The organism is Burkholderia puraquae, from assembly GCF_002099195.1.
GTDB classification, from domain to species: domain Bacteria; phylum Pseudomonadota; class Gammaproteobacteria; order Burkholderiales; family Burkholderiaceae; genus Burkholderia; species Burkholderia puraquae.
Window position 1 is genome coordinate 39,889 of record NZ_NBYX01000032.1, and the last position, 24,882, is coordinate 64,770.

Annotated in this window: 24 protein-coding genes and 1 pseudogene; 16 read left to right on the forward strand and 9 right to left on the reverse strand. The window is 65.8% G+C overall.

The genetic code is table 11. The features are described from left to right. Positions 1-10 precede the first annotated feature (10 nt). From rnpA to yidC, 3 genes are all read left to right on the forward strand, one after another. Complete coding sequence (gene rnpA / locus B7G54_RS34845; RefSeq protein WP_021157986.1) at positions 11-472, forward strand: ribonuclease P protein component; 462 nt, start codon at positions 11-13, stop codon at positions 470-472. Between the two features lie 75 nt (positions 473-547). Continuing rightward, positions 548-814 carry a membrane protein insertion efficiency factor YidD gene (yidD, locus tag B7G54_RS34850; protein WP_006750110.1) on the forward strand — a complete coding sequence of 89 codons (267 nt, stop codon included), beginning with the start codon at positions 548-550 and terminating at the stop codon, positions 812-814. 8 nt (positions 815-822) lie between these two features. Continuing rightward, positions 823-2,487 carry a membrane protein insertase YidC gene (gene yidC, locus B7G54_RS34855; protein WP_085043235.1) on the forward strand — a complete coding sequence of 555 codons (1,665 nt, stop codon included), beginning with the start codon at positions 823-825 and terminating at the stop codon, positions 2,485-2,487. A 103-nt stretch (positions 2,488-2,590) separates the two neighbouring features. Here yidC and B7G54_RS34860 read toward each other — a convergent pair whose 3' ends face one another. Then, the gene (locus B7G54_RS34860; RefSeq protein WP_085043236.1) at positions 2,591-3,022 is read right to left on the reverse strand and encodes a transcriptional regulator; all 432 of its coding nucleotides are present in this window, start codon (positions 3,020-3,022) and stop codon (positions 2,591-2,593) included. 334 nt (positions 3,023-3,356) lie between these two features. On the opposite strand from B7G54_RS34860, the gene mnmE reads away from it, so the two are divergent. Continuing rightward, positions 3,357-4,751 carry a tRNA uridine-5-carboxymethylaminomethyl(34) synthesis GTPase MnmE gene (gene mnmE, locus B7G54_RS34865; protein WP_085043237.1) on the forward strand — a complete coding sequence of 465 codons (1,395 nt, stop codon included), beginning with the start codon at positions 3,357-3,359 and terminating at the stop codon, positions 4,749-4,751. Between the two features lie 117 nt (positions 4,752-4,868). Continuing rightward, positions 4,869-5,081 (forward strand): hypothetical protein, encoded by a 213-nt coding sequence (locus B7G54_RS34870; RefSeq protein WP_085043238.1) that lies wholly within the window; start codon positions 4,869-4,871, stop codon positions 5,079-5,081. Positions 5,082-5,124: 43 nt separating this feature from the next. Here the strand turns inward: B7G54_RS34870 and B7G54_RS40055 are convergent, their stop codons facing one another. The 3 genes from B7G54_RS40055 to B7G54_RS34880 form a co-directional block, all read right to left on the reverse strand. Continuing rightward, a complete protein-coding gene (locus B7G54_RS40055) occupies positions 5,125-5,247 on the reverse strand; it encodes a hypothetical protein (protein WP_269431974.1) in 123 nt (40 codons plus the stop codon). Between the two features lie 162 nt (positions 5,248-5,409). Continuing rightward, a complete protein-coding gene (locus B7G54_RS34875) occupies positions 5,410-6,768 on the reverse strand; it encodes a sensor domain-containing diguanylate cyclase (protein WP_085043239.1) in 1,359 nt (452 codons plus the stop codon). 109 nt (positions 6,769-6,877) lie between these two features. Further along, on the reverse strand, positions 6,878-7,126 hold the full coding sequence (locus B7G54_RS34880; RefSeq protein ID WP_085043240.1) for a DUF2795 domain-containing protein: 249 nt from the start codon (positions 7,124-7,126) through the stop codon (positions 6,878-6,880). Positions 7,127-7,570: 444 nt separating this feature from the next. Here B7G54_RS34880 and speG point away from each other — a divergent pair, with 444 nt between their 5' ends. From speG to B7G54_RS34895, 3 genes are all read left to right on the forward strand, one after another. Continuing rightward, positions 7,571-8,128: a spermidine N1-acetyltransferase gene (gene speG / locus B7G54_RS34885; protein WP_085043255.1), complete on the forward strand. Its 558-nt coding sequence runs from the start codon at positions 7,571-7,573 to the stop codon at positions 8,126-8,128. 488 nt (positions 8,129-8,616) lie between these two features. After that, positions 8,617-8,964 carry a surface attachment protein Sap1 gene (gene sap1 / locus B7G54_RS34890; RefSeq protein ID WP_085043241.1) on the forward strand — a complete coding sequence of 116 codons (348 nt, stop codon included), beginning with the start codon at positions 8,617-8,619 and terminating at the stop codon, positions 8,962-8,964. Between the two features lie 189 nt (positions 8,965-9,153). Beyond that, positions 9,154-9,708, forward strand: coding sequence for a YaeQ family protein (locus B7G54_RS34895; protein ID WP_085043242.1), 555 nt, complete (start codon positions 9,154-9,156; stop codon positions 9,706-9,708). A gap of 41 nt (positions 9,709-9,749) precedes the next feature. Here B7G54_RS34895 and B7G54_RS34900 read toward each other — a convergent pair whose 3' ends face one another. Beyond that, the gene (locus B7G54_RS34900) at positions 9,750-10,163 is read right to left on the reverse strand and encodes a VOC family protein (protein ID WP_085043243.1); all 414 of its coding nucleotides are present in this window, start codon (positions 10,161-10,163) and stop codon (positions 9,750-9,752) included. A 430-nt stretch (positions 10,164-10,593) separates the two neighbouring features. On the opposite strand from B7G54_RS34900, the gene ada reads away from it, so the two are divergent. From ada to gshA, 3 genes are all read left to right on the forward strand, one after another. Continuing rightward, positions 10,594-11,685 carry a bifunctional DNA-binding transcriptional regulator/O6-methylguanine-DNA methyltransferase Ada gene (gene ada, locus B7G54_RS34910; RefSeq protein ID WP_085043244.1) on the forward strand — a complete coding sequence of 364 codons (1,092 nt, stop codon included), beginning with the start codon at positions 10,594-10,596 and terminating at the stop codon, positions 11,683-11,685. Next, entirely contained in the window at positions 11,682-12,641 is a 960-nt protein-coding gene (locus B7G54_RS34915; protein WP_085043245.1) for a DNA-3-methyladenine glycosylase family protein, read from the forward strand. Before ada ends, B7G54_RS34915 begins: the two co-directional genes overlap by 4 nt. Positions 12,642-13,105: 464 nt before the next feature. Beyond that, on the forward strand, positions 13,106-14,719 hold the full coding sequence (gene gshA, locus B7G54_RS34925; RefSeq protein ID WP_085043246.1) for a glutamate--cysteine ligase: 1,614 nt from the start codon (positions 13,106-13,108) through the stop codon (positions 14,717-14,719). A gap of 103 nt (positions 14,720-14,822) precedes the next feature. Here gshA and B7G54_RS34930 read toward each other — a convergent pair whose 3' ends face one another. After that, complete coding sequence (locus B7G54_RS34930; RefSeq protein WP_085043257.1) at positions 14,823-15,134, reverse strand: DUF4148 domain-containing protein; 312 nt, start codon at positions 15,132-15,134, stop codon at positions 14,823-14,825. A gap of 438 nt (positions 15,135-15,572) precedes the next feature. On the opposite strand from B7G54_RS34930, the gene B7G54_RS34935 reads away from it, so the two are divergent. Continuing rightward, complete coding sequence (locus B7G54_RS34935; protein WP_085043247.1) at positions 15,573-17,213, forward strand: L-lactate permease; 1,641 nt, start codon at positions 15,573-15,575, stop codon at positions 17,211-17,213. 94 nt (positions 17,214-17,307) lie between these two features. Here B7G54_RS34935 and B7G54_RS34940 read toward each other — a convergent pair whose 3' ends face one another. Next, the gene (locus B7G54_RS34940; protein ID WP_085043248.1) at positions 17,308-18,225 is read right to left on the reverse strand and encodes a LysR family transcriptional regulator; all 918 of its coding nucleotides are present in this window, start codon (positions 18,223-18,225) and stop codon (positions 17,308-17,310) included. Between the two features lie 231 nt (positions 18,226-18,456). On the opposite strand from B7G54_RS34940, the gene B7G54_RS34945 reads away from it, so the two are divergent. Together B7G54_RS34945 and B7G54_RS34950 are read left to right on the forward strand one after the other, a co-directional pair. Then, on the forward strand, positions 18,457-20,628 hold the full coding sequence (locus B7G54_RS34945; RefSeq protein ID WP_085043249.1) for a phosphocholine-specific phospholipase C: 2,172 nt from the start codon (positions 18,457-18,459) through the stop codon (positions 20,626-20,628). Positions 20,629-20,835: 207 nt separating this feature from the next. Then, complete coding sequence (locus tag B7G54_RS34950; protein ID WP_085043250.1) at positions 20,836-21,561, forward strand: phosphonate utilization associated transcriptional regulator; 726 nt, start codon at positions 20,836-20,838, stop codon at positions 21,559-21,561. A gap of 125 nt (positions 21,562-21,686) precedes the next feature. On the opposite strand, the gene B7G54_RS34955 is transcribed toward B7G54_RS34950, so the two are convergent. Together B7G54_RS34955 and B7G54_RS40290 are read right to left on the reverse strand one after the other, a co-directional pair. Further along, the gene (locus B7G54_RS34955; protein ID WP_085043251.1) at positions 21,687-21,959 is read right to left on the reverse strand and encodes a hypothetical protein; all 273 of its coding nucleotides are present in this window, start codon (positions 21,957-21,959) and stop codon (positions 21,687-21,689) included. A gap of 784 nt (positions 21,960-22,743) precedes the next feature. Further along, positions 22,744-22,932 (reverse strand): annotated as a pseudogene (locus tag B7G54_RS40290) (FAD-dependent oxidoreductase); the annotation flags it as partial. 353 nt (positions 22,933-23,285) lie between these two features. Here B7G54_RS40290 and phnA point away from each other — a divergent pair. Both phnA and B7G54_RS34970 read left to right on the forward strand, forming a co-directional pair. Continuing rightward, complete coding sequence (gene phnA / locus B7G54_RS34965) at positions 23,286-24,524, forward strand: phosphonoacetate hydrolase (RefSeq protein WP_085043258.1); 1,239 nt, start codon at positions 23,286-23,288, stop codon at positions 24,522-24,524. 29 nt (positions 24,525-24,553) lie between these two features. Continuing rightward, the coding region (locus tag B7G54_RS34970; RefSeq protein ID WP_133059254.1) for an aldehyde dehydrogenase family protein at positions 24,554-24,882 on the forward strand (329 nt) is incomplete at its 3' end.

The window sequence follows — 24,882 nt, forward strand, 5'->3', positions numbered from 1 at the left end:
GTTGCGCGCTGTGTCCGCCGTCCGCAGTCCTGCGGAAGGTGCCGTCGAGCCGGGTGCGAATCCGTCGCAGACGAAAGCCGCCTTCCCGAAAGCTGCGCGACTTCTGAAAACGGATGAATTTTCATCCGTTTTTCGTTTGCGTCCCTGGCGGCGCTCCGCGCACTTCGTGATCTACGGCAAGCCGACCGGCCAGCCCGCGCGTCTGGGGCTCGTCGTCGGCAAGAAGTATGCGCCGCGTGCGGTAACCCGTAATCTCGTGAAGCGGCTGGCGCGCGATGCGTTTCGCCTGCGCCGGGCCGAATTCGCCGGTTACGACCTGCTGCTGCGGCAGCACACGCGCTTCGACAAGAAAGCGCTGCCGAGCGCGGCTTCCGCCCCGCTCGCGGCGATGTGTGCGGCCGAGATTCGCGAACTGCTCGACAGGGCAGTCCGGGAGATCGCCCGCCGTGCGTCGAAGCCCGCGTCCGAGTGACGCATCCGTGCCCGGTGCGGCGTTCGCGCCTGCCCGGCCGGTTTTGACGCGGCGTCATACGGCGCCGCCCAAGGTATGGAAACGGTATTGATCGCCTTGCTGCGCTTCTACAAGGTTGCCGTGAGCCCGATGCTCGGCAACCGTTGCCGTTTTTATCCTTCCTGTTCGGATTACGCGCGCGAGGCAATCCAGTATCATGGCGCCGCGCGCGGCACGTATCTCGCCGTCAGGCGCGTGTGCCGATGCCATCCGTTTTCCGCGGGCGGCATCGACCTCGTCCCGCCGCCCAACTCCGACACTCGCGCTCGCGGCGAAGCCGACGCGCGGTCCCATCGACTCTGAGACAACGCATGGATATCAAACGCACCGTCCTATGGGTGATCTTCTTCATGTCAGCTGTCATGCTGTACGACAACTGGCAGCGGTCCCATGGACGCCCGTCGATGTTCTTCCCGAGTGCCACGCAGACGGCCCCCGCGGCCGCTGCCGGCGGCGCATCGGGCACGGGCGCGACGACGACCGCAGGTGAAGTGCCTGCCGCCGCAGCCGGCGCCGCACCGTCGACGACGGCACCGGCCGCCCAGGCGCAGCTCGTGAAGTTCTCGACCGACGTGTATGACGGCGAAATCGACACGCGCGGCGGCACGCTCGCGAAGCTGACGCTGAAGAAGCAGGGCGACGGCAAGCAGCCGGACCTGTACATCACGCTGTTCGACCACACGGCCGGCCACACGTATCTCGCACGCTCGGGCCTGCTCGGCGGGGATTTCCCGAACCACAACGACATCTACTCGCAGCTCAACGCGGGCTCGACGTCGATGACGGGCGACCAGAACACGCTGAAGCTGTCGTTCGAATCGCCGGTGAAGGGCGGCGTGAAGGTCGTGAAGACCTACACGTTCACGCGCGGCAGCTACGTGATCGGCGTCGATACGAAGATCGACAACGTCGGCACGGCGCCTGTCACGCCGACGGTCTACATGGAACTCGTCCGCGACAACACGGCCGTCGAAACGCCGATGTTCTCGCATACGTTCCTCGGGCCGGCGGTCTACACGGACGCGAAGCACTTCCAGAAGATCAACTTCAGCGACCTCGACAAGAACAAGGCCGACTACGTGACCTCTGCCGACAACGGCTGGGTTGCGATGGTGCAGCACTACTTCGCGTCGGCCTGGATTCCGCAGCAGGGCGTGAAGCGCGACATCTACGCTGAAAAGATCGATCCGACGCTGTATCGCGTCGGCGTGAAGCAGCCGGTCGCCGCGATCGCGCCGGGCCAGTCGGCCGACGTGCAGGCGCGCCTGTTCGCCGGTCCGGAAGAAGAGCGCATGCTCGAAGGCATCGCGCCGGGCCTGGAACTCGTGAAGGACTACGGCTGGGTGACGATCATCGCGAAGCCGCTGTTCTGGCTGCTCGAGAAGATCCACGGCTACATCGGCAACTGGGGCTGGTCGATCGTGCTGCTGACGATCCTGATCAAGGCCGTGTTCTTCCCGCTGTCGGCCGCGAGCTACAAGTCGATGGCGCGCATGAAGGAAATCACGCCGCGCATGCAGGCGCTGCGCGAACGCTTCAAGAGCGATCCGCAGAAGATGAATGCCGCGCTGATGGAGCTGTACAAGACCGAGAAGGTCAATCCGTTCGGCGGCTGCCTGCCGGTCGTGATCCAGATCCCGGTGTTCATCTCGCTGTACTGGGTGCTGCTCGCCTCGGTCGAAATGCGCGGCGCGCCGTGGGTTCTGTGGATCCACGACCTGTCGCAGCGCGATCCGTTCTTCATCCTGCCGGTGCTGATGGCCGTGTCGATGTACGTGCAGACGAGCCTGAACCCGACCCCGCCGGACCCCGTCCAGGCGAAGATGATGAAGTTCATGCCGATCGCGTTCTCGGTGATGTTCTTCTTCTTCCCGGCCGGCCTGGTGCTGTACTACGTCGTGAACAACGTGCTGTCGATCGCGCAGCAGTACTACATCACGCGCAAGCTCGGCGGGGCCAAGAAGAAGCCGGCCTGACGCCCGTTGCTCACGCGGGCGGCGAGCCGCCCGCGCGAGGCACGCAAAAAAGCCGCATGGTTCGCCCATGCGGCTTTTTGCTTTTTGCGGCCCCGGTACGGGCTCAGCCCTTCTTCGATTCGCCCGAGTCGCCGTAGAACTGCTCGACCAGTTCCTGCACGAGGTAGCGATGATGCGGCGACAACGCTTCGATTTTCGACGCGAGTTCGATCGTCTCGGGCGTCGGCGGATAGCGCTCGTCGCGCGGCAGCGGTTGCGGCGTCGGGTGTTCGATCACGCTCGGCGACGGGCCGTAATGCAGCCAGTGGACTTCGACGCGCAGCCATTCGGCGAGCGTAGCGAGTTTGTCCGACGTCGGAATCGTGCGGCCCGTCAGCCATTTATGCGCGGTTTGCGGCGAAACGGGCTGCGCTCCGCGGTGGCGCAGATTGAATCGGTTCGCCAGCTCCGTCGCACCGGTGACCTTCTCCGGGCTGCGCCGCAGGGCGAATTTCAGGCGTTCCGAGAACGCGGCTTTTTCTTCGGATGTCGGCATGGGGGAGATTGTGCAATTCCATCGCCGCGTTTCAGACAACCGTTCGGGATAAACATATCTCCTTCAGACGAATCCCGGTCTTGATCGGGTGGGTGGTGGAATTGAGGGCCACGGCGTTGGGCCGCTCCAGCAGGCATACTCGTCCGAAACGGTGGCCGTGGCATTGCGCTGGGCTGATACTTGGCTTATCCCCGGCGGGATAAATTCGAGCATGTCCGAATCCTGTGCGGCGGCCGGTGGCGTGTGTGCCGGCACGCTACAATGCCGGCGTTCCTGTGCCCGAACTGTTGCGCGGGCGCACCATATTCACTGATCACCCGATTCATTCGATTCCATGCTCGCTACCGATTCCGATCCGATCGTCGCCATTGCCACTGCTGCCGGCCGGGGTGGCATCGGGGTCGTCCGCGTGTCGTTCGGGCGTGGTGGAGAGGCGGCCGCGTTGCCGCTGATCGACGCGTTGTGCGGGCAGAAGCTCGCACCGCGCCACGCGAGCTACGTGCCGTTCCTCGACGCACACGGCGCGCCGCTCGACCGCGGGATCGCGCTGTATTTCCCGGCGCCGCATTCGTACACCGGCGAGCACGTGCTCGAACTGCAGGGGCATGGCGGGCCGATCGTGATGCAACTGCTGCTGCAGCGGTGCCTCGATGCGGGGCGCGGTTTCGGGCTGCGGCTCGCGGAGCCCGGCGAATTCACGCGGCGCGCGTTCCTGAACGACAAGCTTGATCTCGCGCAGGCCGAGGCCGTTGCCGACCTGATCGAGGCGAGCACCGAAGCCGCGGCGCGTTCGGCCGGGCGTTCGCTTGACGGCGCGTTCTCGCGACAGATCCATGCGCTCGTCGAAGATGTGATCACGCTGCGGATGCTGGTCGAGGCGACGCTCGATTTTCCCGAAGAAGAGATCGATTTCCTGGAGGCGGCCGACGCGCGCGGCAAGCTCGCGAAGATTCGCGCGCAGCTCGCGCACGTGCTGGGCGACGCGCGACAGGGGGCGTTGCTGCGCGAAGGGCTGTCGGTCGTGCTCGCGGGGCAGCCGAACGTCGGCAAGTCGTCGCTGCTGAATGCGCTGGCCGGCGCGGAGCTGGCGATCGTCACGCCGATTGCGGGCACGACGCGCGACAAGGTTGCGCAGACGATCCAGGTGGAAGGAATTCCGCTGCACATCATCGATACGGCCGGGTTGCGCGAGACGGAGGACGAGGTCGAGCGGATCGGCATTGCGCGCACGTGGAGCGAGATCGAGCGGGCGGATGTCGTGCTGCATCTGCTGGATTCGCGCACCGGGATGACGGCGGATGACGAGACGATCGCTGCGCGGTTTCCGGGCGGCGTGCCGGTGGTGCGCGTGCTGAACAAGACGGATCTGACCGGGGTGGCGGCGTGTGTCGAGCATCCGGCGGCGGAAGGCGATCTGACCGAGGTGCATCTGTCGGCCAAGCGCGGCGACGGGATCGACATGCTGCGCGCGGAGCTGCTGCGGATCGCGGGGTGGCAGGCGGGGGCCGAGGGCGTGTATCTCGCGCGCGAGCGGCATCTGATCGCGTTGCGGGCCGCGCAGGAGCATCTGGCGCAAGCGGCGGATCACGCGGAGCAGCGCGCGCAATCACTCGATCTGTTTGCCGAGGAACTGCGGCTCGCGCAGGAACAACTGAATTCGATTACCGGGGAATTTACTTCCGACGATCTGCTGGGAGTGATTTTCAGCAGGTTTTGTATTGGGAAGTGAGCGGGCCGCTCACCGTAACCAGACCTTCTCTCCCCATCCTGTCCTACAGGTACCAACTGGACGACTGTCGATGCGCGTTCGATCGACGATGTGCTGGGAGCGGGCGACTTCTGGCCAATGCCCTATATCGATGGCAAGCGGCCGTATGGGGATCGCGCTTACTTCCAGATCGACATGGCCGAACTGCTCGGCGAACCCCGCCAATTCGTTGCCGCGCGCAATCTGATCGAAGATGCCGAAAAGGATGCGCGCCTCGAGCGTCTCCACTACGAAACGCTTGCCGTCCTACGGGTATTTCTGATGCATGCCGAACGAACCTCGCCGGCCTGATTGCGTGAGGGCCCGGATCGACCCCTCCGAACCCTCACCCGCATCAATCCCAATGACGGTGATGGTAATACCCGCCACCACCGTAATACCCGCCACCATCCGGCACCACGATACAGCCGCTCAACAGCACGGCGACGCTGGCAATCAGCAAAAGGGTCTTCTTCATCGCGTTCACCTGCTCGGGTTCAATATGGAACCCAGCATAGCGAGCGCCTGCAACACCGGCTGTAAGCGATCGTTTCCCTGCTCGGCAATCCGTAACGGCGGATTATTCCGGTCACAATGACCGTAACAAATCCCCGAGGAATCCCTGAAACAGCAGACGTTTTCAGGCGGTGACGACCCTGTTTCGTCCCGTATCCTTCGCCCGATACAGCGCGGCATCGGCGGCTTCGATCAACGCATCGGGTGTCGACAGATCGTCGGCCGACACGGTTGCGCAGCCGATACTGACGCTGACGCGCCCGGCGGGCGACGTTGGCATCGCGAGATCGAGCCGCAGCACCGCTTCGCGCGCCTCGTCGGCAACGACTCGCGCGCCGCGCGCGCCCGTGTTCGGCAGCACGATCGCGAACTCCTCGCCGCCGTAACGCGCGACGATGTCCGCTGGCCGCCTCACCGCGCCGGCCAGCGCGTTCGCGACTGCGATCAGGCACGCGTCGCCCTTCACGTGACCGAACGCGTCGTTGTATGCCTTGAAGCGGTCGACGTCGACCATCAGCAGCGACAGCGGTTCGCCTTGCCGTCGCGCCTGCAGGAACAGCGCGTGGAAATGATCGTTGAAGTGCATGCGGTTGAACGCGCCCGTCAGGCCGTCGCGCGCGGACGAACGGATCAGCGTCGCGTGCGCCTCGAACAGCCGCTGGTACAGCATCGTCACTTCCCACGCGAGCACGCACACGAGCACGCCCGGCGTGAACATGCTGAAGATGCGCGCGAGATACCAGCCGACCGTGAAGCGGCTGGTGCTCATCAGGTTCAGCGTCGTGTCGGTGAGGCATGCGAGCATCGCGATCGCGAGCCACAGGTCGAGCGTCGTGCGCAGCCGGCCGGTGGCCAGCACGGCAACGAGCGCCAGCGCATTGAGCAGCCACACGACCAGTGCGACGCCGTTGACGGGCAGCACGGCCGCTTCGCCCGGCGGATGAAACGCAGGCGGCAGCGCCACGTTCAGCGCGAACAGGCACAGCACCCCGGCGGCGACAGCCGGCCCGCCGACCAGTGCGAGCGTCCACCAGCGTGTCTGCTTCGCGCCGATCGGTGCGCGCGTCAGCCGCTCGCGTGCGAGCAGCGCGACCATCACGAAACCCGGGAACCCGGCGTGCCAGAAGATCCACATCCACGCGGCGCTTTGCGGTTGCGCGCCGAACAGCCCATGCGGCGCAAATACGCCGGGAAAGGTGAGCAGCTGCAGCGCGACGGCAAGCGCGGTGAACGCGTAGGCGCCGCCGAGCGCGCCGAGCACCGGCTGGCGCGTCACGGTGAACTGCGCACCGAGAAAGAACGCCGCGATGCTCGCGGTCGTGAACACGGTGAGCGCGCACATCGGCATGAAGGGCTCGACGGCCGGCAGCGCGACGTTCGCGTGCGGCGCGGCGATCCCGAGCGCGAGCACGATGACGAGCGCCGTCAGTGTGCCGAACCAGAGCTGACGGCGTGTCGTGTGCTGGATCAGGATGCCTTCCATGGGGTTCCCCGGGCACGTACGCGGAAACGCCCGGTCTTGTGCCGGGCGACAGGCAGCCGGCCGCTTTGCGGCCGGTGCGGCCTGATCCTATCGCGTTATGCGTGCGCGCTCAAACCCCGAGGCCGGGGCCGAAGTTGCCGGCGACCCAGTGCGTGACGGCGTTGACGTCCGCGTAGTCCTGTTCGGGCAGGCCGTCGAGCATCGACAGCACTTCGTTGCTGGCGCCGGCGTCGCGCGCGGCATCGACGATCGCATCCTTGTTGGCCGGGTAGCGGACGGCCGCCAGCACGTCGGCGATCTGCAGGTCGATCGTTTCGCTGGGAATGTCGTGCGGAGGCTGGGCGGGCTGGTCGTTCACGGCGGCGTCTCGCGGAGTGAGCGGGTTGAGCGGGAATCGGATCGAGGCGGAATTCGGGTGCGTAACGGGGCGCGTCGCGCGTTCACATGCCGGGGCGGCCGGGCCGGCGCGCCCCATGGATGAACGGCGATCGGCTCAATGCCCGCGTCGCACGCGGCGCCACGGATGCTTCCAGTCGATGTGCGGTGCGTTTTCGTCGCGCGGATGCTGGCGCCGATGTTCCTGCCAAAGTTCGTCGGAAAACAGCGCCGCCACGATTACGAGCGGCAGCACGAGGAAAATTCCGAGTATGACTTGCTCGATCACGATAGCCTCCTTGCGGTGGCAGGAACCCTTGCTCCCATTCTAGGCTCTGAACTTCGCCCGCGTTCAATTTCTTACAGTGCGAAACAGGCCCGGATGCGGGCGTTCCGCACGTGCGCCGGCCTCAAAAAGGACATGAACATGCAACTCCAGAACGATACCAATACGCTCGCGCTGCGGCCGCTGGAGCGCCAGGACCTGCGCTTCGTCCACGAACTGAACAACGATGCCAAGATCATGCGCTACTGGTTCGAGGAGCCGTACGAAACCTTCTCCGAACTGTCACAACTGTACGACCGCCATGTGCACGACCAGCGCGAGCGCCGTTTCGTCGCAGTCGACGCGCAAGGCGAGCTCGTCGGCCTCGTCGAGCTGATCGAGCTCGACTATATCCACCGCCGCGGCGAGTTCCAGATCATCATCGCGCCGCAATGCCAGGGGCGCGGCTATGCGGGCCAGGCGACGCGCCTGGCGATCGAGTACGCGTTCAAGGTACTGAACATGCGCAAGCTGTACCTGATCGTCGATACGTCGAATGCGGCGGCGATTCACGTGTACGAGAAATGCGGATTCCAGCACGAGGCCGAATTAAAGGAAGAATTTTTCGGAAACGGCGCGTATCACAACGCTTATCGCATGTGCATCTTCCAGCGCGATTATTTCGAGCACCAGCAATCCAGCGCGAATAAAGCAGGGTAAACACGCTGGCGAAAGGCGCTTGCGGCGGGGCTTCCGCGGGCGCTGAATCCATGCCGAGAAGTACGGATAAATACGGATTCGCTTATACCTGGCATTTTTCTTGTATCAGGGAAATGCGATTCCGCGTTGCGGTAAAGTCGAATCGTTTCGGATGACTTTATGTGCAACGCATCAAAATGATCCGGATAGCGAAATGGATTATCCAAACCGTTCAATCGCCGCATTGTAACTTTGCTGAAAGTGTTGCTGCGCAACGCTTTCAGCCCGGCGACGCGGGCCTGCCCGTCGTGCGGCGCATGTCGTCTCGCCTGCGTCCGGCGCGAAAAACGGGCTGCGCACGGGGTGCGACAATCCGCCGCTATTGCGGTCGCACAACAAATGTGCTTGCTATCGCTTGGCGGTCTTCTAAAGTGAAAAATGCGGGTTGACGATCACCTTTAAACACATAGCTAACCCGAGCCTGGTGCCCGCAAGCCTGGAGACAGAACATGATGAAGCGTACCGGTATCCTTTTTGCCCTCGTCGGCGCATTTTGCGCAGTGTCGATTGCCCAGGCCGGCGGCGATTCGGCCGTCAAGCCGACGCAGGAAATCCAGTTGACGAAGAACGCATGGGGCTGCCTGTCGAAAGACAATCTGGACTCCGTACTGAGTCACGAGCGTGACGGCAAGTCGCAGGCGAAGCAGCAATACTTCGACGACTTCCGCTGCCTGTCGGTGCCGGAAGGCCAGCGCTTCCGCGTGGTGTCGGTCGACCAGGGCGACGTGCAGTTCGTCAGCGCCGACAACAGCGACCAACAGGGGCTCTGGACCGATTCGCGCTTCGTCAAGCAATAAACGTCCATTCACCGCGCCGTCAGACGACGCGCGGGCGTGCCGGCTTGATGAGCCGGCGGCGCGAACCGAACACGGCCCGGCCCATGCCGGGCCGTTGCGCTGTGGATTGCACATGACACGCGCCGGACGGCGCGCATTCGGTATCATCACGGCCCGACCGAACCGAACGCCCGCCCGGGCCGCATCCGCATGGCGCTGAAATCCACGATCTACAAAGCCGAACTGCAAATCGCCGACATGGATCGGCATTACTACGCCGATCACGCGCTGACGGTGGCGCGCCATCCGTCGGAAACCGACGACCGGATGATGGTGCGCATCGTCGCGTTCGCGCTGTTCGCGCACGAGCGGCTCGAATTCTGCAAGGGGCTGTCGGACGTCGACGAGCCCGACCTGTGGCAGAAGGACCTGACGGGCGCGATCGACGTCTGGATCGAAGCCGGCCAGCCCGACGAACGGCGCATCTCGAAGGCGGCCGGCCGCGCCGGGCAGGTCACGGTGATCGCATACGGCGGCAAGACGTCGGATATCTGGTGGCAGGGCGTGCGCAGCAAGGTCGAGCGGCTGCGCAACGTGCAGGTGCTGTCGCTGGCCGACGGTGTCGCGGCCGCGCTCGGGCAGCTCGCGGAGCGCACGATGCGCCTGCAGTGCACGGTGCAGGACGGCGCCGCGTGGATCTCGAGCGCCGACCACGATCCGGTCGCGGTCGAGTGGACCGTGCTGAAGGCGCGCGCCGACGCGTGACGGCCCGCGCGCCGGCCGCGCTCAGCCGCGTTCAGCCGCGTTCAGCCGATCGCGGCCGGCGGCCCCTTGAATTCGAGCATGTTGCCTTCCGGGTCGAACAGGTAGATCGACGGCCCGTAGCCGCCGGCGCCGTAGCGTTCCGCGGGCGCGTCAGGCCGGGCGCCGTGCGCGGCGAAATGGGCGGTCAACGCGTCGGGATCGAACGGCTCGACGCGCAGGCATAAGTGATCGAGATTGCGTCCCGTGCCGGGCGGGCCGCTGTCGGGCCGGTCGATCGGGCCGCCGACCGACAGCAGGTCGATCAGCGCGTCGCCGGCGCGCAGTTGCACCAGGCCCAGATCGGGCTGTTCCTTCTCCACATGGCAACCGACGGCGTCGCAGTAAAAGCGCGTCATCGCGGCCATGTCGGTCACGCGCAGCACGATGTGATCGATCGCGCGGATGGTCGGTTTCATGGGCAGGCACTCCTTCGCAGTCGACGAGCATCGAGTGTAGACGCATCGCGCCTGCGCCGCCCGCCGGAACGCGGCACAATCGACAGACGAAAAAAAGCCCGTTCACGCAGAGCGGAACGGGCTTAATCCATATCAGGAGGAGACATGGAGGAGACAGTTCCAACTATACACACGGCGATGGTGCGACGCAATATTTCGAATGCAAAAAAACGTCAGGACGGCGATTTGTCGCATCCGCGGTGCAGCAAAAGGGGGACGGGACGATGACGAAAACCGCGCTGGAACAGCCGGCGCGCACATTTTGTCCGTTTATCTTCAATTGATGTGCCCCCGGTTTGCCGGCACGAATCACAGAGCAAGATTCAGGGCGCGACGGCACATGCCGATGTCTAGAGTAGGCACCATCTACACTAGAGAGTGCGAGGTTCAGATGAAAACCGCCTATCCGACCGATGATGCCCGCTGGGGCGCCGTCACCGAGCGCGATCCGCATGCGGACGGCGCGTTCTTCTACGCCGTGAGCACGACCGGCGTGTTCTGCCGCCCGACCTGCGCGTCGCGGCTGCCGCGCCGCGAAAATGTGTCCTTCTTCGCCGATCCGGCCGCCGCGCGTGCGGCCGGCTTCCGGCCCTGCAAGCGCTGCCAGCCGGAAGGGCTGCCGCGCGAGCTCGAGATCGTCAACCGCGCGTGCGCGGTGCTCGACGCTCATGCGGAGCGGCTTACGTTGCAGCAATTGAGCGATGCCGTGCACGTGAGCCCGTTTCATCTTCAGCGGCTCTTCAAGCGCGTGGTCGGCGTGTCGCCGCGGCAATACCAGGCCGCGCAGCGCGGCGCCGCGCTTCGGCAGGCGCTGCAAAGCGGGCAGCCGGTCACGCAGGCGGCCGTCGACGCGGGCTTCAACTCGCCGTCGCGGCTCTATGCATCGGTGCCGCGCGAGCTCGGGATGGCGCCGTCGGCGTTCCGCCGCCAGGGTGCCGGCCTGCGGATCGACTATGCGACCGCGTCGACGTCGCTCGGCACGGTGCTCGTCGCCGCGACCGAACAGGGCATCTGCCGGATCGCGTTCGGCGACGAACCGGCAGCGCTCGTCGGCGAGCTGAAGGATGCGTTCGCGCGTGCCGAGCTGGTCGAAGCGTCGGCACGGCTCGCGCCGTTCGTCGCGCAGATTCGCGCGTACCTGGACGGCACGCGGCACGCGTTCGACCTGCCGCTCGACATCGCGCCGACCGCGTTCCAGCAGCGCGTATGGGAGGCACTGACGCATATTCCGTACGGCGAAACGCGCAGCTACTCGGAGATCGCCGAGGCGCTGGGCGCGCCGCGCGCGGTGCGGGCCGTCGCGTCCGCATGCGCGTCGAACCCGGTCGCGCTCGCGATCCCGTGCCACCGCGTCGTGCAAAAGGGCGGTGCGCTTTCGGGGTATCGTTGGGGCGTGCGCCGCAAGGCGACGCTGCTCGCGTCCGAGGCGCGGCATGTACACGACGATGAAACCGAATCCGTTGCGGAGGGCAGCGCAGTTTGAGCATCGCAAAAACGACGATTACATCCATCGCGAACGGCGGCCAGGTGCCGCCGTCCGCGCAAATGGAACTGCGCTTCAATGCACCTTACGACTGGGCGCGCGTGCTGCGCTTCTTCAGCGGGCGCGCGATTCCGGGTGTCGAGCAGGTGGCGGACGGCGTGTATCGCCGCATCGTCGACCTGCACGGCGACGCCGGCCGGCTCACGGTCGCGAAACATCCGCGCAAGCATTGCCTGGTCGCGACGGTCGAAGGCGCGGTCGCGCGGCATGTCGATGACGCGTTCGTCACGCGCGTCGCGACGATGTTCGACCTCGGCGCCGATCCGGCTGCCATCGGCAGCGGGCTGGCGCGCGATCCGTGGTTCGCGCCGCTCGTCGAGGCCGCGCCGGGGCTGCGCGTGCCGGGCGCATGGTCGGGGTTCGAGCTGGCCGTGCGCGCGATCGTCGGCCAGCAGGTGAGCGTGAAGGCCGCGACGACGATCGTCGGCCGGCTCGTCGAGCGGGCCGGCGAGCGTGTGGTTCATGAAGACGACGGCGCGCCCGCGTGGCGTTTCCCGACGCCCGACGCACTGGCTGCATGCGATCTCGACAAGATCGGGATGCCCGGCAAGCGGGTGGCGGCGCTGACGGGCGTGGCGCGCGCGGTGGCGGCCGGCGACGTGCCGGTCGATCGCGAGCACGCCGATCTCGCGACGCTGCGCAGTGCGTGGCTCGATCTGCCCGGCATCGGCCCGTGGACCGTCGAATACATCGCGATGCGCGCGTGGCGCGATCCGGACGCATGGCCGGCTTCGGATCTCGTGCTGATGCAGTCGATCGCTGCGCGCGATCCGGCGCTCGACCGGCTCGCGACCCAGAAGCGCCGCACCGAAGGCTGGCGCCCGTGGCGTGCGTACGCGGCGCTGCACCTGTGGAACGAAGTGGCCGACCGGGCGGGCGGCGCGCGCGGCGGGTGATCGCTGAGGCTCGCGGCCGGGTGCGACCTGGCGAGGCCGCGATGCAACCCGTTGCGCAGGTCGTGCCGACATTCTCAGGCTAGCCGCCGGGCACCGGCCGCCACGCCAATGTCGCGCATCCGTCGCCTGCCGAATGCCGGATGCGCGACACACACTTACCTCGCTTTCCCCGGCCGGTTCGGCGGCACGGTTGCACCTGCCGCCACCCGTTCGCGCATCACGTTCCGTCGGACGAATTCGCATAACCGGCGTGCCCGTTGCCGCCGCCCGGAACCGGTCGCAAACGCGGCGATCGCCGCGACCGGCCCGTCCGGCGGCCCGTTCCGGCCTGCGCACCGTGCCCGGAGCCACCTCAAGCGCGTGTTCCGGCGAGATGTTAAAGTGCCCGCTACCAACGAAGCGACCAACAATCCAGCCGGCCGCGCGCGGCGTTCTGCGCGCGGCCGTCACGCACTTGCGTCTCCATGTCGAACACCATGACTCACCGCCAGTCCGAACTGCTGCTGAATCGCCTCGAAGCGCTGAGCTCGGGCCCGACGCGGCAGCATCTGCCCGACGGCCTGCGCGGCATCGAAAAGGAAAGCCTGCGCGTGACGCGCGACGGGATGATCGCGTTCACGCCGCATCCGCGCGCGCTCGGTTCGGCGCTCACGCATCCGTCGCTGACGACCGACTATTCCGAAGCGCTGATCGAGCTGATCACGCCCGCGGAGCGCGACGCGTCGATCACGCTCGAACGTCTCGACGATCTCCACCGCTACGTGTATGCGTCGCTCGGCGACGAGATGCTGTGGAACGACTCGATGCCCGGCCTGCTGCCGGCCGACGACCAGATTCCGATCGCCGACTACGGCACGTCGAACATCGGCCGCCTGAAAACGGTGTACCGGCGCGGCCTCGCGTATCGCTACGGCCGCACGATGCAGTGCATCGCCGGCATCCACTACAACTACTCGCTGCACGAGGAAGTGTGGCGGCGCCTGCATGCGGAAGAAGGCTCGACGGCCACGCTCGTCGATTACCAGTCGGAGCGCTATCTCGCGCAGATTCGCAACTTCCGCCGCCGCAGCTGGTTGCTGATGTACCTGTTCGGCGCATCGCCCGCGCTCGATACGAAGTTCCTGCGCGGCAAGCCGCACAAGCTCGACACGTTCGATGCCGATACGCTGTACCTGCCGTATGCGACGAGCCTGCGGATGAGCGATCTCGGCTACTCGAACACGACTGCCCAGGCCGCGCTGCACGTCGACTACAACACGCTGCCCGGCTATCTCGACGCACTGTCGAAGGCCGTGAGCGAGCCGTACCCGGCCTACGAGGCGATCGGCACGCATCGCGACGGCGAGTGGATCCAGATCAACACGAACGTGCTGCAGATCGAGAACGAGTTCTACTCGACGATCCGGCCGAAGCGTGTCACGTATTCGGGCGAGCGGCCGCTGCATGCGCTCGCGTCGCGCGGCGTGCAGTACATCGAGGTGCGCTGTCTCGACATCGATCCGTTCGAGCCGACCGGCATCGCGCTGGAGACCGCACGCTTCATCGACGCGTTCCTGCTCGCGTGCGCGCTCGACGAGAGCCCGGCGCTCGATTGCCCTGCGTACAAGGAAGCGAACGCGAACTTCGGCAGCGTGACGATGGAAGGGCGCAAGCCGGGGCTCACGCTGGAGCGCGACGGCCAGTCGATCACGATGCGCGCGTGGGCGGACGAGCTGATGGCCGATATCGAAACCGTCGGCCGCCGTCTCGACGAAATCCGCGGCGGCGACGAGCATGCGCGCGCGATCGCCGCGCAACGCGAGAAGCTCGCCGATCCGGAGCGCACGCCGTCCGCGCACGTGCTGCGCACGATGCGCGAGCGGGGGCAGTCGTTCCTCGGGTTCGCGCTGGCGCAGAGCGAAGCGCATGCCGCGCATTTCCGCGCGCATCCGCCGTCGGCGGACACGCTGCGCACCGAGCAGGCGCTCGCCGCGAAGTCGCTGGCCGAGCAGGCCGAGCTCGAAGCGAAGGAGGCCGGATCGTTCGACGCGTTCGTCGCGGCCTATCGTGCCTATACGCTGAACCGCTTCAGCGTGTGATGCTTGGCGCACGCGCATCGCGCCGGTCGGCGCGGTGCACGATGCGCATCTCCGTCGCCGGTCGGGGCGCGCCGTTGCGCGCTCGATCCGGATCGATCAGCCGTCAATGGTGTGCGTATGTGCCGCGATCGATCGCGTGCGGCAGCGCCGGCTTGCCCGATTCCACGTTTGCCCCGCCGTCGCTGCCGTAGCCGGCGTCCTCGCCGCGCGCCTGCGCGGCACGGTGCATGATCGCCTGCATGTTTTCCGGAAAGTCGGGACTGCTCGCGAGGCTCGTCCGGTAGCCGGCGGCCTGCAGCTCCACGAGTTCCTGGCGGACCTCGGCGCGCGTCAGTGTCGACGCGGCCTGCGCGTGAGCGGCGAATGCCGTGCCGATCAGCACGAATGCGCACGCCACCTGTTTCATCGTCTTCATCGCGTTCACTCCGTGAGATTCCAGTGCCGCGTCGTTGCCGGCGCGCGTGGAATCGATGTGGCCAGTCTAGGCTTCGGACGCCAAACGAAACATCCCGCCCGCCGTCAGGCACCTTTGCCGCATGTGCAACATTGCGCAGGTGGCGGCGTCGCGCTGCGCCGGTGAGCCGATCGTGACGGGCTTCCTGTCGGCTGCGACAGCCGCCTGCCCACTGCCGGTCAGCGTGTGGCGGCCGGTCTGTATCGGGTCGGCACGCATCGGGCTTGTCCTCCTTGTACAAGCGCCGCGCGCCTCCTAACCTCTTTTAAGCGACTGATCGGTTGGCCGTGCGACGTCGTTGCGCGCGCAAGCGCCTGATCGTTGCCGCGACTGCAGGACATCGCCTTGTACCGAACCCGGGGCATCCCGATGCCAACCCGGGTCGACTTTGGAGACACGATGAACCCCACCGACGCCCTACCGCCCGGCATCGTCTTCGCGCAGCCGTTGACGCCGGTCGCGAACTCGCTGCTGCTGTCCTTCCTCGTCGCCGCGATCCCGATCGCGGTCGCGCTGATCGCGCTTGGCGTGCTGCGCCGCCCCGCGTGGCAGGCCTCGCTCGCCGGGCTCGTCGCCGGCCTCGCGGTCGCGATCGGCGCATGGGGCATGCCGGCCGGGCTCGCGTTCAACGCGGTCGGCGCGGGCATGGCGCTCGCGGTCGTGCCCGTGATGTGGATCGTCTTCAACGCGCTGCTGCTGTACAACATCGCGGTGAAGTCGGGCCGCTTCGACCAGTTCCGGCAGTGGATGCTCGACAACCTGCCCGACGATCGCCGCCTCGTGCTGCTCGTCGTCGCGTTCTCGTTCGGCTGCCTGCTCGAAGGGATCTCGGGTTTCGGCACGCCGGTCGCGATCACGAGCGCACTGCTGATCGCGCTCGGTTTCCCCGCGCTCGAAGCGCTCACCTATACGCTGCTGTTCAACACGGCACCGGTCGCGTTCGGCGCGCTCGGCGTGCCGATCACCGTGCTCGGCGCGGTGACGTCGTTGCCGCCCGCAACGCTCGCGCAGATGGTCGGCCGCCAGCTGCCGTTCTTCGCACTCCTGCTGCCGTTCTACGTGGTGGGCGCGTACGGCGGGCTGCGCTCGATCTCGAAGCTGTGGCCGGCGCTGCTCGTGTCGGGCGGCAGCTTCGCGATCGCGCAGTTCGTCACGTCGAACTTCCTCGGCTACCAGCTCACCGACGTGTTGTCGTCGCTCACATCGCTGATCGTCACGATCGGTTTCCTGCAGGTGTGGAAGCCGCAGCCCGATCCGCAATACGCACTCGCACGCAGCGTGCCGGCAACGGCCGGCGCCGCGCGTGCGGGCTTCGGCGGCTGGCTGCCGTGGCTCGTCGTGTCGGTGGTCGTGATCGTGTGGGTGCACGCGAACATCGCGGCGATCGGCGACGTGAAGATCAAGTGGCCCGGCCTGCACAACGCGGTGTTCGTGTCGCTGTACCACAAGCCGTATGCGGCGATCTGGGACTTCCAGCCGCTCGGCACGGGCACCGCAATCCTGGTGTCGGCGATCATCACGGCCGCGCTGACGCGCACCGGCGTGGGCGATTTCTTCGAATGCGTGGCCAAGACCTGGCGGCAGACGTGGATCGCGATCGTCACGGTGATGATGATCGTCGGGCTCGCGTACCTGCTGAACTACTCGGGGATCAGCTACACGCTCGGCACGGGCGTTGCGTCGACGGGCGCGCTGTTCCCGCTCGTGTCCGCGTCACTCGGCTGGATCGCCGTGTTCCTGTCCGGCAGCGACACGTCGGGCAACGCGCTGTTCGGCAACCTGCAGGTCGTGGCCGCCCGGCAGCTCGGCCTCGATCCGGTGCTGATGGCCGCGACCAACTCGTCGGGCGGCGTGATGGGCAAGATGATCTCGCCGCAGAACATCGCGACGGGTGTGTCGACGACGGACCTGAAGGGGCAGGAAGGTGTCGTGTTCGCGCGCACGTTCTGGCATAGCGTGATCCTCACGCTGCTGCTTGGCGTGCTCGTGTTCCTGCAGCAGCACGTACTGACTTGGATGATTCCGGCACTGCCGAAGTGAGGTGAGCGCAACGACAGAAGGAAGGCACGCGGAAAAACGAGGGAAGGCGCGGAAAAACGCCAGTCAAGTGCGGAACCGGCGAACGCGCGGCAGTTCAGCGCGCGTTCGCCCGCCGCGCCGTTCGTCCTGCTTCATTCGTCTCGGCCGTGTCGCTGCCGGCCGGCAGGATGCACGCGAGGAACGCATCGATCGCGGGGCTCTGGCGGCGCGCTTTCAGGTAGTACACGTATTCGTCGATCGTCGTGTCGACGCCGCGCAGCGCGATCACGCGCAGGTCAGGATGGCGCTCGGCCTCGCCGAGCGGAAACAGGCTGCCGCCCACGCCGTGCAGGATCGCCTCGCGGATCGCTTCGCGGCTGCCGATCTCGGCAACCGAGACGGCCGCGACACCGGCCGCCGCGAGGATCGTCTCCGTGCAGCGGCGCGTGACCGAGCCTTCCTCGCGAATCAGCAGCCGCACGTCGGCGAGCTGCGCCGGATCGATCGCGTCGAAACGCGCGAGCGGATGCGTGCGATGCACGACGAGCACGAGCGGGTCGGTCGAGATCACCTTGCGTTCGAGGCCTTCGGCATCGTTGCGCTGCGACGATACCGCGAGATCGATGCGGAATTCCTGCAGCGCCTGCAGGATCTCCTCGGAGTTGCCGATCCGGCACGTGAGCGCGATCGACGGATGCGCGTTCGAGAAGCGGCCGACCGCGTCCATGATGTAGTACGGCCCCGTCGCGCCGATCCGCAGGTGGCCTTCGAACAGGCCGCCGACGTTGCGCAGCATGATGTCGGCCTGCGCCTCGAGCGCGATCATCTTCTCGACGAGCGGCAGCAGCTCGATGCCCGTCTCGGTGACCTCGAGCTTGCGCCCGCTGCGGTAGAACAGCTCGACGCCGTACACCTGCTCGACCTGCCGGATCTGCGCGGCAATCGTCGGCTGGCTCACGCCCAGGTGGCGCGCAGCGCGCGTGATGCTGCCCTGCCGGACGGTCGCGTGGAACGCCTTCAGCTGATCGAACACGACTCGGCTTCTCCCCCCTCTTCATCGCGCGTCAGCGTAGCGCATGCATGTGTCGGCCGGATGAAAGGCGCGTCGTGCGCTGCTTCGAAAGATTCTTGGGGGTAACCCAAAGAAACCTGCGGGAACCGGTCACGGCCGGGACATGCCGGTGCGGGGTAATAACGGTAATGCCGCAATCGCCGGCCCCGCTCGACCGGCGCCCCCACTCCCACCGACAACAGGGTTCTCTTCATGTCCTCGAACAATCGACGCGATTTCCTGCGCCTCGCCGCGCAGTCGGCCGGCGCGATGGCCGCCTATGCGGGCTTCCCGCCCGCGATCCGCAATGCGCTGGCGATGCCGGCTGCCTATCGCACGGGCACGATCCGCGACGTCGAACACGTCGTGATCTTCATGCAGGAAAACCGCTCGTTCGACCATTACTTCGGCGGGCTGCGCGGCGTGCGCGGCTTCAATGATCCGCGCCCGCACCTGCTGCCGAGCGGCGCACCGGTGTGGCAGCAGCCGCCGGCGTCGGTGTTCACGAAGAACTACCATTCGCGCGGCCTCGATCCGTCGGCGCCGTACGTGCTGCCGTTCTACCTCGATCCGAAGCAGACGACCGAATTCCAGCCGGGCACCAACCACGGCTGGAGCAGCGGCCACCTGTCCTGGAACAACGGCCAGTGGGACCAGTGGGTGAACCAGAAGCAGGACGTGCTGACGATGGGCTACCTGAAGCGCCAGGATCTCACGTACCACTACGCATTGGCCGACGCGTTCACGATCTGCGATTCGTACTTCTGTTCCGCGCACGCCGACACGGCGCCGAACCGCATCTACCTGTGGACCGGCACGGTCGACCCGCGCAACATCTACGGCAACCCGCCGAATGGCCCGGGCATCGGCGAGCGCGACGACGTGAACGGCTACACGTGGACGACCTACGCTGAGCGCCTCGAGGACGCGAAGATCAGCTGGAAGGTGTACCAGGGCGGCACGGGCATCCCGGGCGACCCGACCGACAACTACACCGACAACTCGCTGATGTTCTTCAAGCGCTTCCAGGTGAAGGAGGGCGCGAGCGGCCCGCTGGTCGACAAGGGTGCATCGGACCACACGCTCGCCGAGCTGAAGGCCGACGTGCAGGCGAACCGGCTGCCGCAGGTGTCGTGGATCGTGTCGCCGTACAAGTACAGCGAGCACCCGCAGGCATCGCCGACCGACGGCGCGTTCTACATCAACATGGTGCTCGAGGCGCTCACGTCGAACCCCGAGGTGTGGGCGAAGACGGTGTTCATCCTCAACTACGACGAGAACGACGGGCTGTTCGACCACGTCGTGCCGCCGGTGCCGCCAGTGACGAGCGGCGTGGGCGGCCAGGGCATCGTGTCGTCGAACCTGCTGTCGAATCTCGGCGACGAGCTGCTCGACCTGAACAAGTACCCGGGCGAAATGAGCCCGCTCGTGCCGGGCGCCGACCCGGGCGGCATCCAGCCGATCGGCCTCGGGCCGCGCGTGCCGCTGATCATCATCTCGCCGTGGACGAAGGGCGGCTGGGTCTGCTCGGAGACGTTCGACCATACGTCGGTGCTGCGTTTCCTCGAAGCGCGCTTCGGTGTGAAGGAGCCGAACATCAGCGCATGGCGCCGCTCGATCTGCGGCGACCTCACGTCGGCGTTCGACTTCTCCGCGCGCCCCGACACGCGCACGGTGAGCTTCACGGTGCCGCAGCACATCGCGACGGCCGGCCAGGCGTACCAGGTGCCCGCGCAGCAGTCGATGCCGGCGCAGGAGCCCGGCACGCGTCCCGCGCGTGCGCTGCCGTACGAGCTGTTCGTGCACAGCCGCGTGAGCGGGCACGACGACACCGTATCGCTCGACTTCGCGAACACCGGTGACGCAGGCGCGGCGTTCTACGTGTACGACCGCCGCAACCCGGCGACGCCGCCGCGCCGTTACGCGGTGTCTGCGCACGACCGCTTCGTCGACACGTGGAACACGTCGGCCGCGCGCGGCGACTACCATCTCGCGGCGTACGGCCCGAACGGCTATCTGTGCGAGTTCCAGGGCAACACGCGGCTCGCCGCGGACGGCCGCCACGCGAACCCGGAAGCGAAGATCGGCTACGACGTGCGCAACCGCCACGTGTACCTGCAACTGCGCAACAGCGGGCGTGCGACGTGCCGCGTGACGGTCGACAACGCATACAGCCACAAGCATGCGCGGACCTACACGCTGGAGCCGGGCGAGCGCGTCGAGGATCACTTCGAGCTGTCGTCGAGCCACGGCTGGTACGATCTGACGATCACCGCGACGACGCTGCGCGGCGGCGACGACAAGGTCGTGCGCCGCTTCGCGGGCCACGTCGAGACGGGCCGGCCGAGCCAGAGCGATCCGGGGCCGGTGAAGCACACGGCCTGACGGCCGGCACGCGTCGCGCGATGCGGGCGAGGTCGGCGCCCCCGCGCGACCGCCGCCTGCCGGCTGCGTTTCGGTTGCATTCCGGCAGGCGGAATTGGTTTTTGGAAACTGAAGACTGTTGACAATGTGCCGGGTCGAGGGTATACAACGACCATTCGCCGATATGGCGCCCTCGTTCTCTACCGCAGCCTTGCTGCCTGCCCGACCATGACAGCCCCGAACGCGCTCAGCGCCATCGAACTCCTGCAAAGCCAGTCGCTCGCGATGATCGTCCAGGACATGCTCGAGCGGGCGATCGTGTCCGGCGAATACGCGCCCGGCGAGAAGCTCAACGAAGTCGATATCGCGACCAAGCTGAACGTGTCGCGCGGCCCGGTGCGCGAGGCGTTCCGCGCGCTCGAGCAGGCCGGGCTGCTGCGTAACGAGAAGAACCGCGGTGTGACCGTGCGCGTCGTGCCGCTGCGCGAGGCCGAGGAGATCTACGAAGTGCGCGCGATGCTCGACGAGTCGGTTGCGCGCGCGCTCGCGAAGCGCATCTCGCCCGACACGCTGAAGGTGCTGAAGGGCATCATCCAGTCGATGAAGGGCGCCGCGAAGGCGCACGACGTCACGCGCTATACCGAGCTGAACGTGCAGTTCCACGATGCGATGGTCGTCGGCGTCGGCAACACGCATCTCACCGATACCTACCGCCGGCTCGTACGCCAGCTCGGCCTGCTGCGCCAGGCCGCGATCGAGGCCGAGGAGGATGCGATCGCCGTGTCCGCCGCCGAGCACGACAAGATCGTGCAGGCGCTCGCGGGCGGCGACGAGGAGCAGGCGGTCGCGCTCGTGCGCGAGCACGTTGCGCACGGCCTCGCGCGGATGCGGCGCACGCACGAGCAGGGGCTGCCTGCTACGGGCAAGGCGGCGCGGGAGAAGACCGGCGCGTGAACGGACACGGTGCGTGCCGTCACACACCGCTCGGTTACGGGCCGGCCGCTCGTTACGCCGGGCGGGCGTAGCCTCGGTCGAAATCGACGTGGCCCGGGCCAAATACCATGATCGCCAGCAGGTGATTATTTGCGATGTCGTTTGTCGAAGACATCATCCAGCACCCAGCCGGTACCAGATTTGCAGTCCACTTGCGTGTATGCGTAGATTTTGGCAACACGATCCATCAGTGGAACACAAGACTCGCCTTTCCTGATCGTAAAGATCGGTTGGGTCCTGTCGTCGTTTGGTTCGGCAAACGCAGGCATATCTTGAAGCGCCGTCCATTCCTCATCTTTGTATTTCGAGCACGCGCTGATCATCAAAGTGAGTGTGGCCAATAGCAGGAGACGTTTCATTTCTTCGGATATCGTCGGATTCCAATCAGGCGTTTCGAATGGCGGAGACCGGTCATCAAGTCTGCGGGGGCTATGATACCAGGCAGTTGCCACCGTGGGTCATAAGCCAGAATTCCCGCCTTGCCAAGTACTTCGGCTATGTTCGATGAGCAATTATTGTCGACGAGAGAGTATGGCTTGTTTTCGCGTCGTCGCCTTTTTATCTCGGAGACGATGATCCTTTTATCATCCTTGGATGTATGGAGGAGATAGCCGATCGTATCGCGTTGCATCTTGGTCTGCTGGCGATTTAGGTGGTTCAGGATGTTATCGACGTCCCATCCGGGGTGCGCTCTACCATATACGACTCCATCGACCGCAATTACGGCATGTCCGAACTGTGACCCTCTTGAGACGGAGCGGGAGTCGCTAATCAAGATTTCGATGGTTATTGATGAGTGCATGAAAGAAAAGAATGGTTTCTATTTGTCGAATTTTTTAAATCCTGTCATGCGACTTTATATAATAAAACCGAGATAATGAAATGGCAAAAATAAAATTCGTAGTGCAGTATGTTGTTTTATAAATTCTATTTTAGATGAGACTTGTCTTATAGATGCGTGATTGTTTTCGCCGGGAGTATCTCGTTTAGGAACAAACGCGGCGCCATGGATTGGGCTTGTTCTATTAGCGGGATTCCCTCACTTGTTGTCCGGTCGATGTGCGGGTTCGACAGAAGCTGGCGACGTGATGGTGCTGGCGAGCCGCTGGCCTTTCCTGCTCCCCGCCGCATTGCACTCGCCCGTCACGCCTTGTCCGCCTTCCCCGCCGCACTCGCAAACTTCGCCAGCCACGTATCGACCACCGACGGCTGCCGGCTCTCGTCCTCCGCGCGCTCCTTGCGGCGGATCGCATTGCGCACGACGTGCGCGCCGACATAGCGGATCGGCTCCGGCGGGAAATGGCCGAGCGGGCCGCGCGCGGCCATGCGGCGCACGCTCATCGCCTTCAGCGTGTCGGTGATCGCGGCGACTGCTCCCGGAATACCGGCTTCGCCGACGTGGGCGAAGCAGCCGACGCGGAACGCGTCGACCTGGGCGAGCTTGCCCCGAGACCGAATGTAGCCGCGCTTTTTGACCGCCTGATAAAAACCACGCCGCGGCACGAGGCGGCCGGGTAATCACCTTCCTTCCTGTTCTTCACCCCCTCGCCTTTTGCTTTCTGTTCTCTGCATGTTGTTGACAATCTACAGATCATCAATTTTAATGTCAGGCATGGAAAACACCTCCCTTCGGCGCGACACGGGCGCCGACGGCTCTACCCGTCGACCTGAAAGGAATGAACGTCATGACTGAAACGCCTGTATCCGTGGAAGTGAACGGCCGCCGCTACAACTGGATGAGCCGGCCCGTGGTGGTGGTCTGCGTCGATGGCTGCGCATACGAATATCTGGAAGAAGCGGCCGAGGCCGGCGTCGCGCCGTTCCTGCGCACGCTGCTGAAGCCGGGCACGGCGCTCAAGGGCGAGTGCGTGGTGCCGAGCTTCACGAACCCGAACAACCTGTCGATTGTTACCGGCGTGCCGCCGGCGATCCACGGGATAAGCGGCAACTACTTCTACGATCGCGACACCGGCGCCGAGGTGCTGATGAACGATCCGAAGTACCTCGTCGCGCCCACCGTGCTCGCGACCTTCGCGGAGCGGGGCGCGCGCGTCGCGGTCGTCACCGCGAAGGACAAGCTGCGCCGCCTGCTCGGCAAGGGGCTGAAGGGCATCTGCTTCTCGTCGGAAAAGGCCGATGAGGCGAGCGTCGAGGAAAACGGCATCGACAACGTGCTCGAGCTGGCCGGCAAGCCGGTGCCGAGCGTGTACAGCGCGGACCTGTCGGAATTCGTGTTCGCGGCCGGCGTGCGCCTGCTCGAGACGCGCCCGATCGACCTGATGTACCTGTCGACGACCGACTACGTGCAGCACAAGTGTGCGCCCGGCACGGAGGGCGCGAACGCGTTCTACGCGATGATGGACACCTACCTGCAGCGCCTCGACGAGCTCGGCGCAATCGTCGCGATCACGGCCGACCACGGGATGAACGCGAAGCACGACGATGAAACCGGCGAGCCGAACGTGATCTACCTGCAGGAGCTGTTCGACGAGTGGCTCGGCGAGGATACGGCGCGCGTGATCCTGCCGATTACCGATCCATACGTGGTGCATCACGGCGCGCTCGGCTCGTTCGCGACCGTCTATGTGCCGGCGACGGCCGATGCCGAGGCGCTGTGCGCACGGCTCGCCGCGATCGACGGCATCGAGGTCGTGCTGACGGGCGCCGACGGCTGCGCGCGCTTCGAGCTGCCGCCGGCGCGGATGGGCGACCTGATCGTGATCTCGAAGCAGGACGTCGTGCTCGGCACGTGCCGCGTCAAGCACGACCTGTCGGGCCTCGACGTGCCGCTGCGTTCGCACGGCGGGATCTCCGAGCAGATCGTGCCGCTGATCTTCAGCAAGCCGGTCGCCAGCGACGTCACGGGCCGCGCGCGACTGCGCAACTTCGACATCATCGACATCGCGCTCAACCATCTGCAGTGACGTGCACGCATCCGTAAGGGGACACACTCATGAACGCCATTGCAGCATCGACGGAGGTCCGCGAGATTCGTCGTGAAGCACTGCGAATCGACGGCGAACGGATTCGCCGGGACGCGGTAATCGAAGTGCGCAACCCATACGACGGTTCGCTGGTCGGCACCGTGCCGAAGGCGACGCTGGACGACGTGCGCTGCGCGTTCGCGGCCGCGCGTGCCTACCGGCCGACGCTCACGCGTCACGATCGCGCGGCGATCCTGCGTCGCGCGGCCGACATCGTGCGCTCGCGCACCGCCGAGATTGCAGCGCTGATCACGGCCGAGGCCGGCCTGTGCCTCAAGGATTCGACGTACGAGGCGGG

Excerpts from the sequence above, each read along its gene's own strand:
- yidD (WP_006750110.1), top strand. The coding sequence starts at position 548 with ATGGAAACGGTATTGATCGCCTTGCTGCGCTTCTACAAGGTTGCCGTG.
- ada (WP_085043244.1), top strand. The coding sequence starts at position 10,594 with ATGAAAACCGCCTATCCGACCGATGATGCCCGCTGGGGCGCCGTCACC.
- B7G54_RS34950 (WP_085043250.1), top strand. The coding sequence starts at position 20,836 with ATGACAGCCCCGAACGCGCTCAGCGCCATCGAACTCCTGCAAAGCCAG.
- B7G54_RS34900 (WP_085043243.1), bottom strand. The coding sequence starts at position 10,163 with ATGAAACCGACCATCCGCGCGATCGATCACATCGTGCTGCGCGTGACC.
- mnmE (WP_085043237.1), top strand. The coding sequence starts at position 3,357 with ATGCTCGCTACCGATTCCGATCCGATCGTCGCCATTGCCACTGCTGCC.
- B7G54_RS34945 (WP_085043249.1), top strand. The coding sequence starts at position 18,457 with ATGTCCTCGAACAATCGACGCGATTTCCTGCGCCTCGCCGCGCAGTCG.
- B7G54_RS34870 (WP_085043238.1), top strand. The coding sequence starts at position 4,869 with ATGCCCTATATCGATGGCAAGCGGCCGTATGGGGATCGCGCTTACTTC.
- B7G54_RS34875 (WP_085043239.1), bottom strand. The coding sequence starts at position 6,768 with ATGGAAGGCATCCTGATCCAGCACACGACACGCCGTCAGCTCTGGTTC.
- B7G54_RS40055 (WP_269431974.1), bottom strand. The coding sequence starts at position 5,247 with ATGAAGAAGACCCTTTTGCTGATTGCCAGCGTCGCCGTGCTGTTGAGC.
- gshA (WP_085043246.1), top strand. The coding sequence starts at position 13,106 with ATGTCGAACACCATGACTCACCGCCAGTCCGAACTGCTGCTGAATCGC.
- phnA (WP_085043258.1), top strand. The coding sequence starts at position 23,286 with ATGACTGAAACGCCTGTATCCGTGGAAGTGAACGGCCGCCGCTACAAC.
- yidC (WP_085043235.1), top strand. The coding sequence starts at position 823 with ATGGATATCAAACGCACCGTCCTATGGGTGATCTTCTTCATGTCAGCT.
- B7G54_RS34935 (WP_085043247.1), top strand. The coding sequence starts at position 15,573 with ATGAACCCCACCGACGCCCTACCGCCCGGCATCGTCTTCGCGCAGCCG.
- B7G54_RS34955 (WP_085043251.1), bottom strand. The coding sequence starts at position 21,959 with ATGAAACGTCTCCTGCTATTGGCCACACTCACTTTGATGATCAGCGCG.
- B7G54_RS34930 (WP_085043257.1), bottom strand. The coding sequence starts at position 15,134 with ATGAAGACGATGAAACAGGTGGCGTGCGCATTCGTGCTGATCGGCACG.
- speG (WP_085043255.1), top strand. The coding sequence starts at position 7,571 with ATGCAACTCCAGAACGATACCAATACGCTCGCGCTGCGGCCGCTGGAG.
- B7G54_RS34895 (WP_085043242.1), top strand. The coding sequence starts at position 9,154 with ATGGCGCTGAAATCCACGATCTACAAAGCCGAACTGCAAATCGCCGAC.
- sap1 (WP_085043241.1), top strand. The coding sequence starts at position 8,617 with ATGATGAAGCGTACCGGTATCCTTTTTGCCCTCGTCGGCGCATTTTGC.
- B7G54_RS34860 (WP_085043236.1), bottom strand. The coding sequence starts at position 3,022 with ATGCCGACATCCGAAGAAAAAGCCGCGTTCTCGGAACGCCTGAAATTC.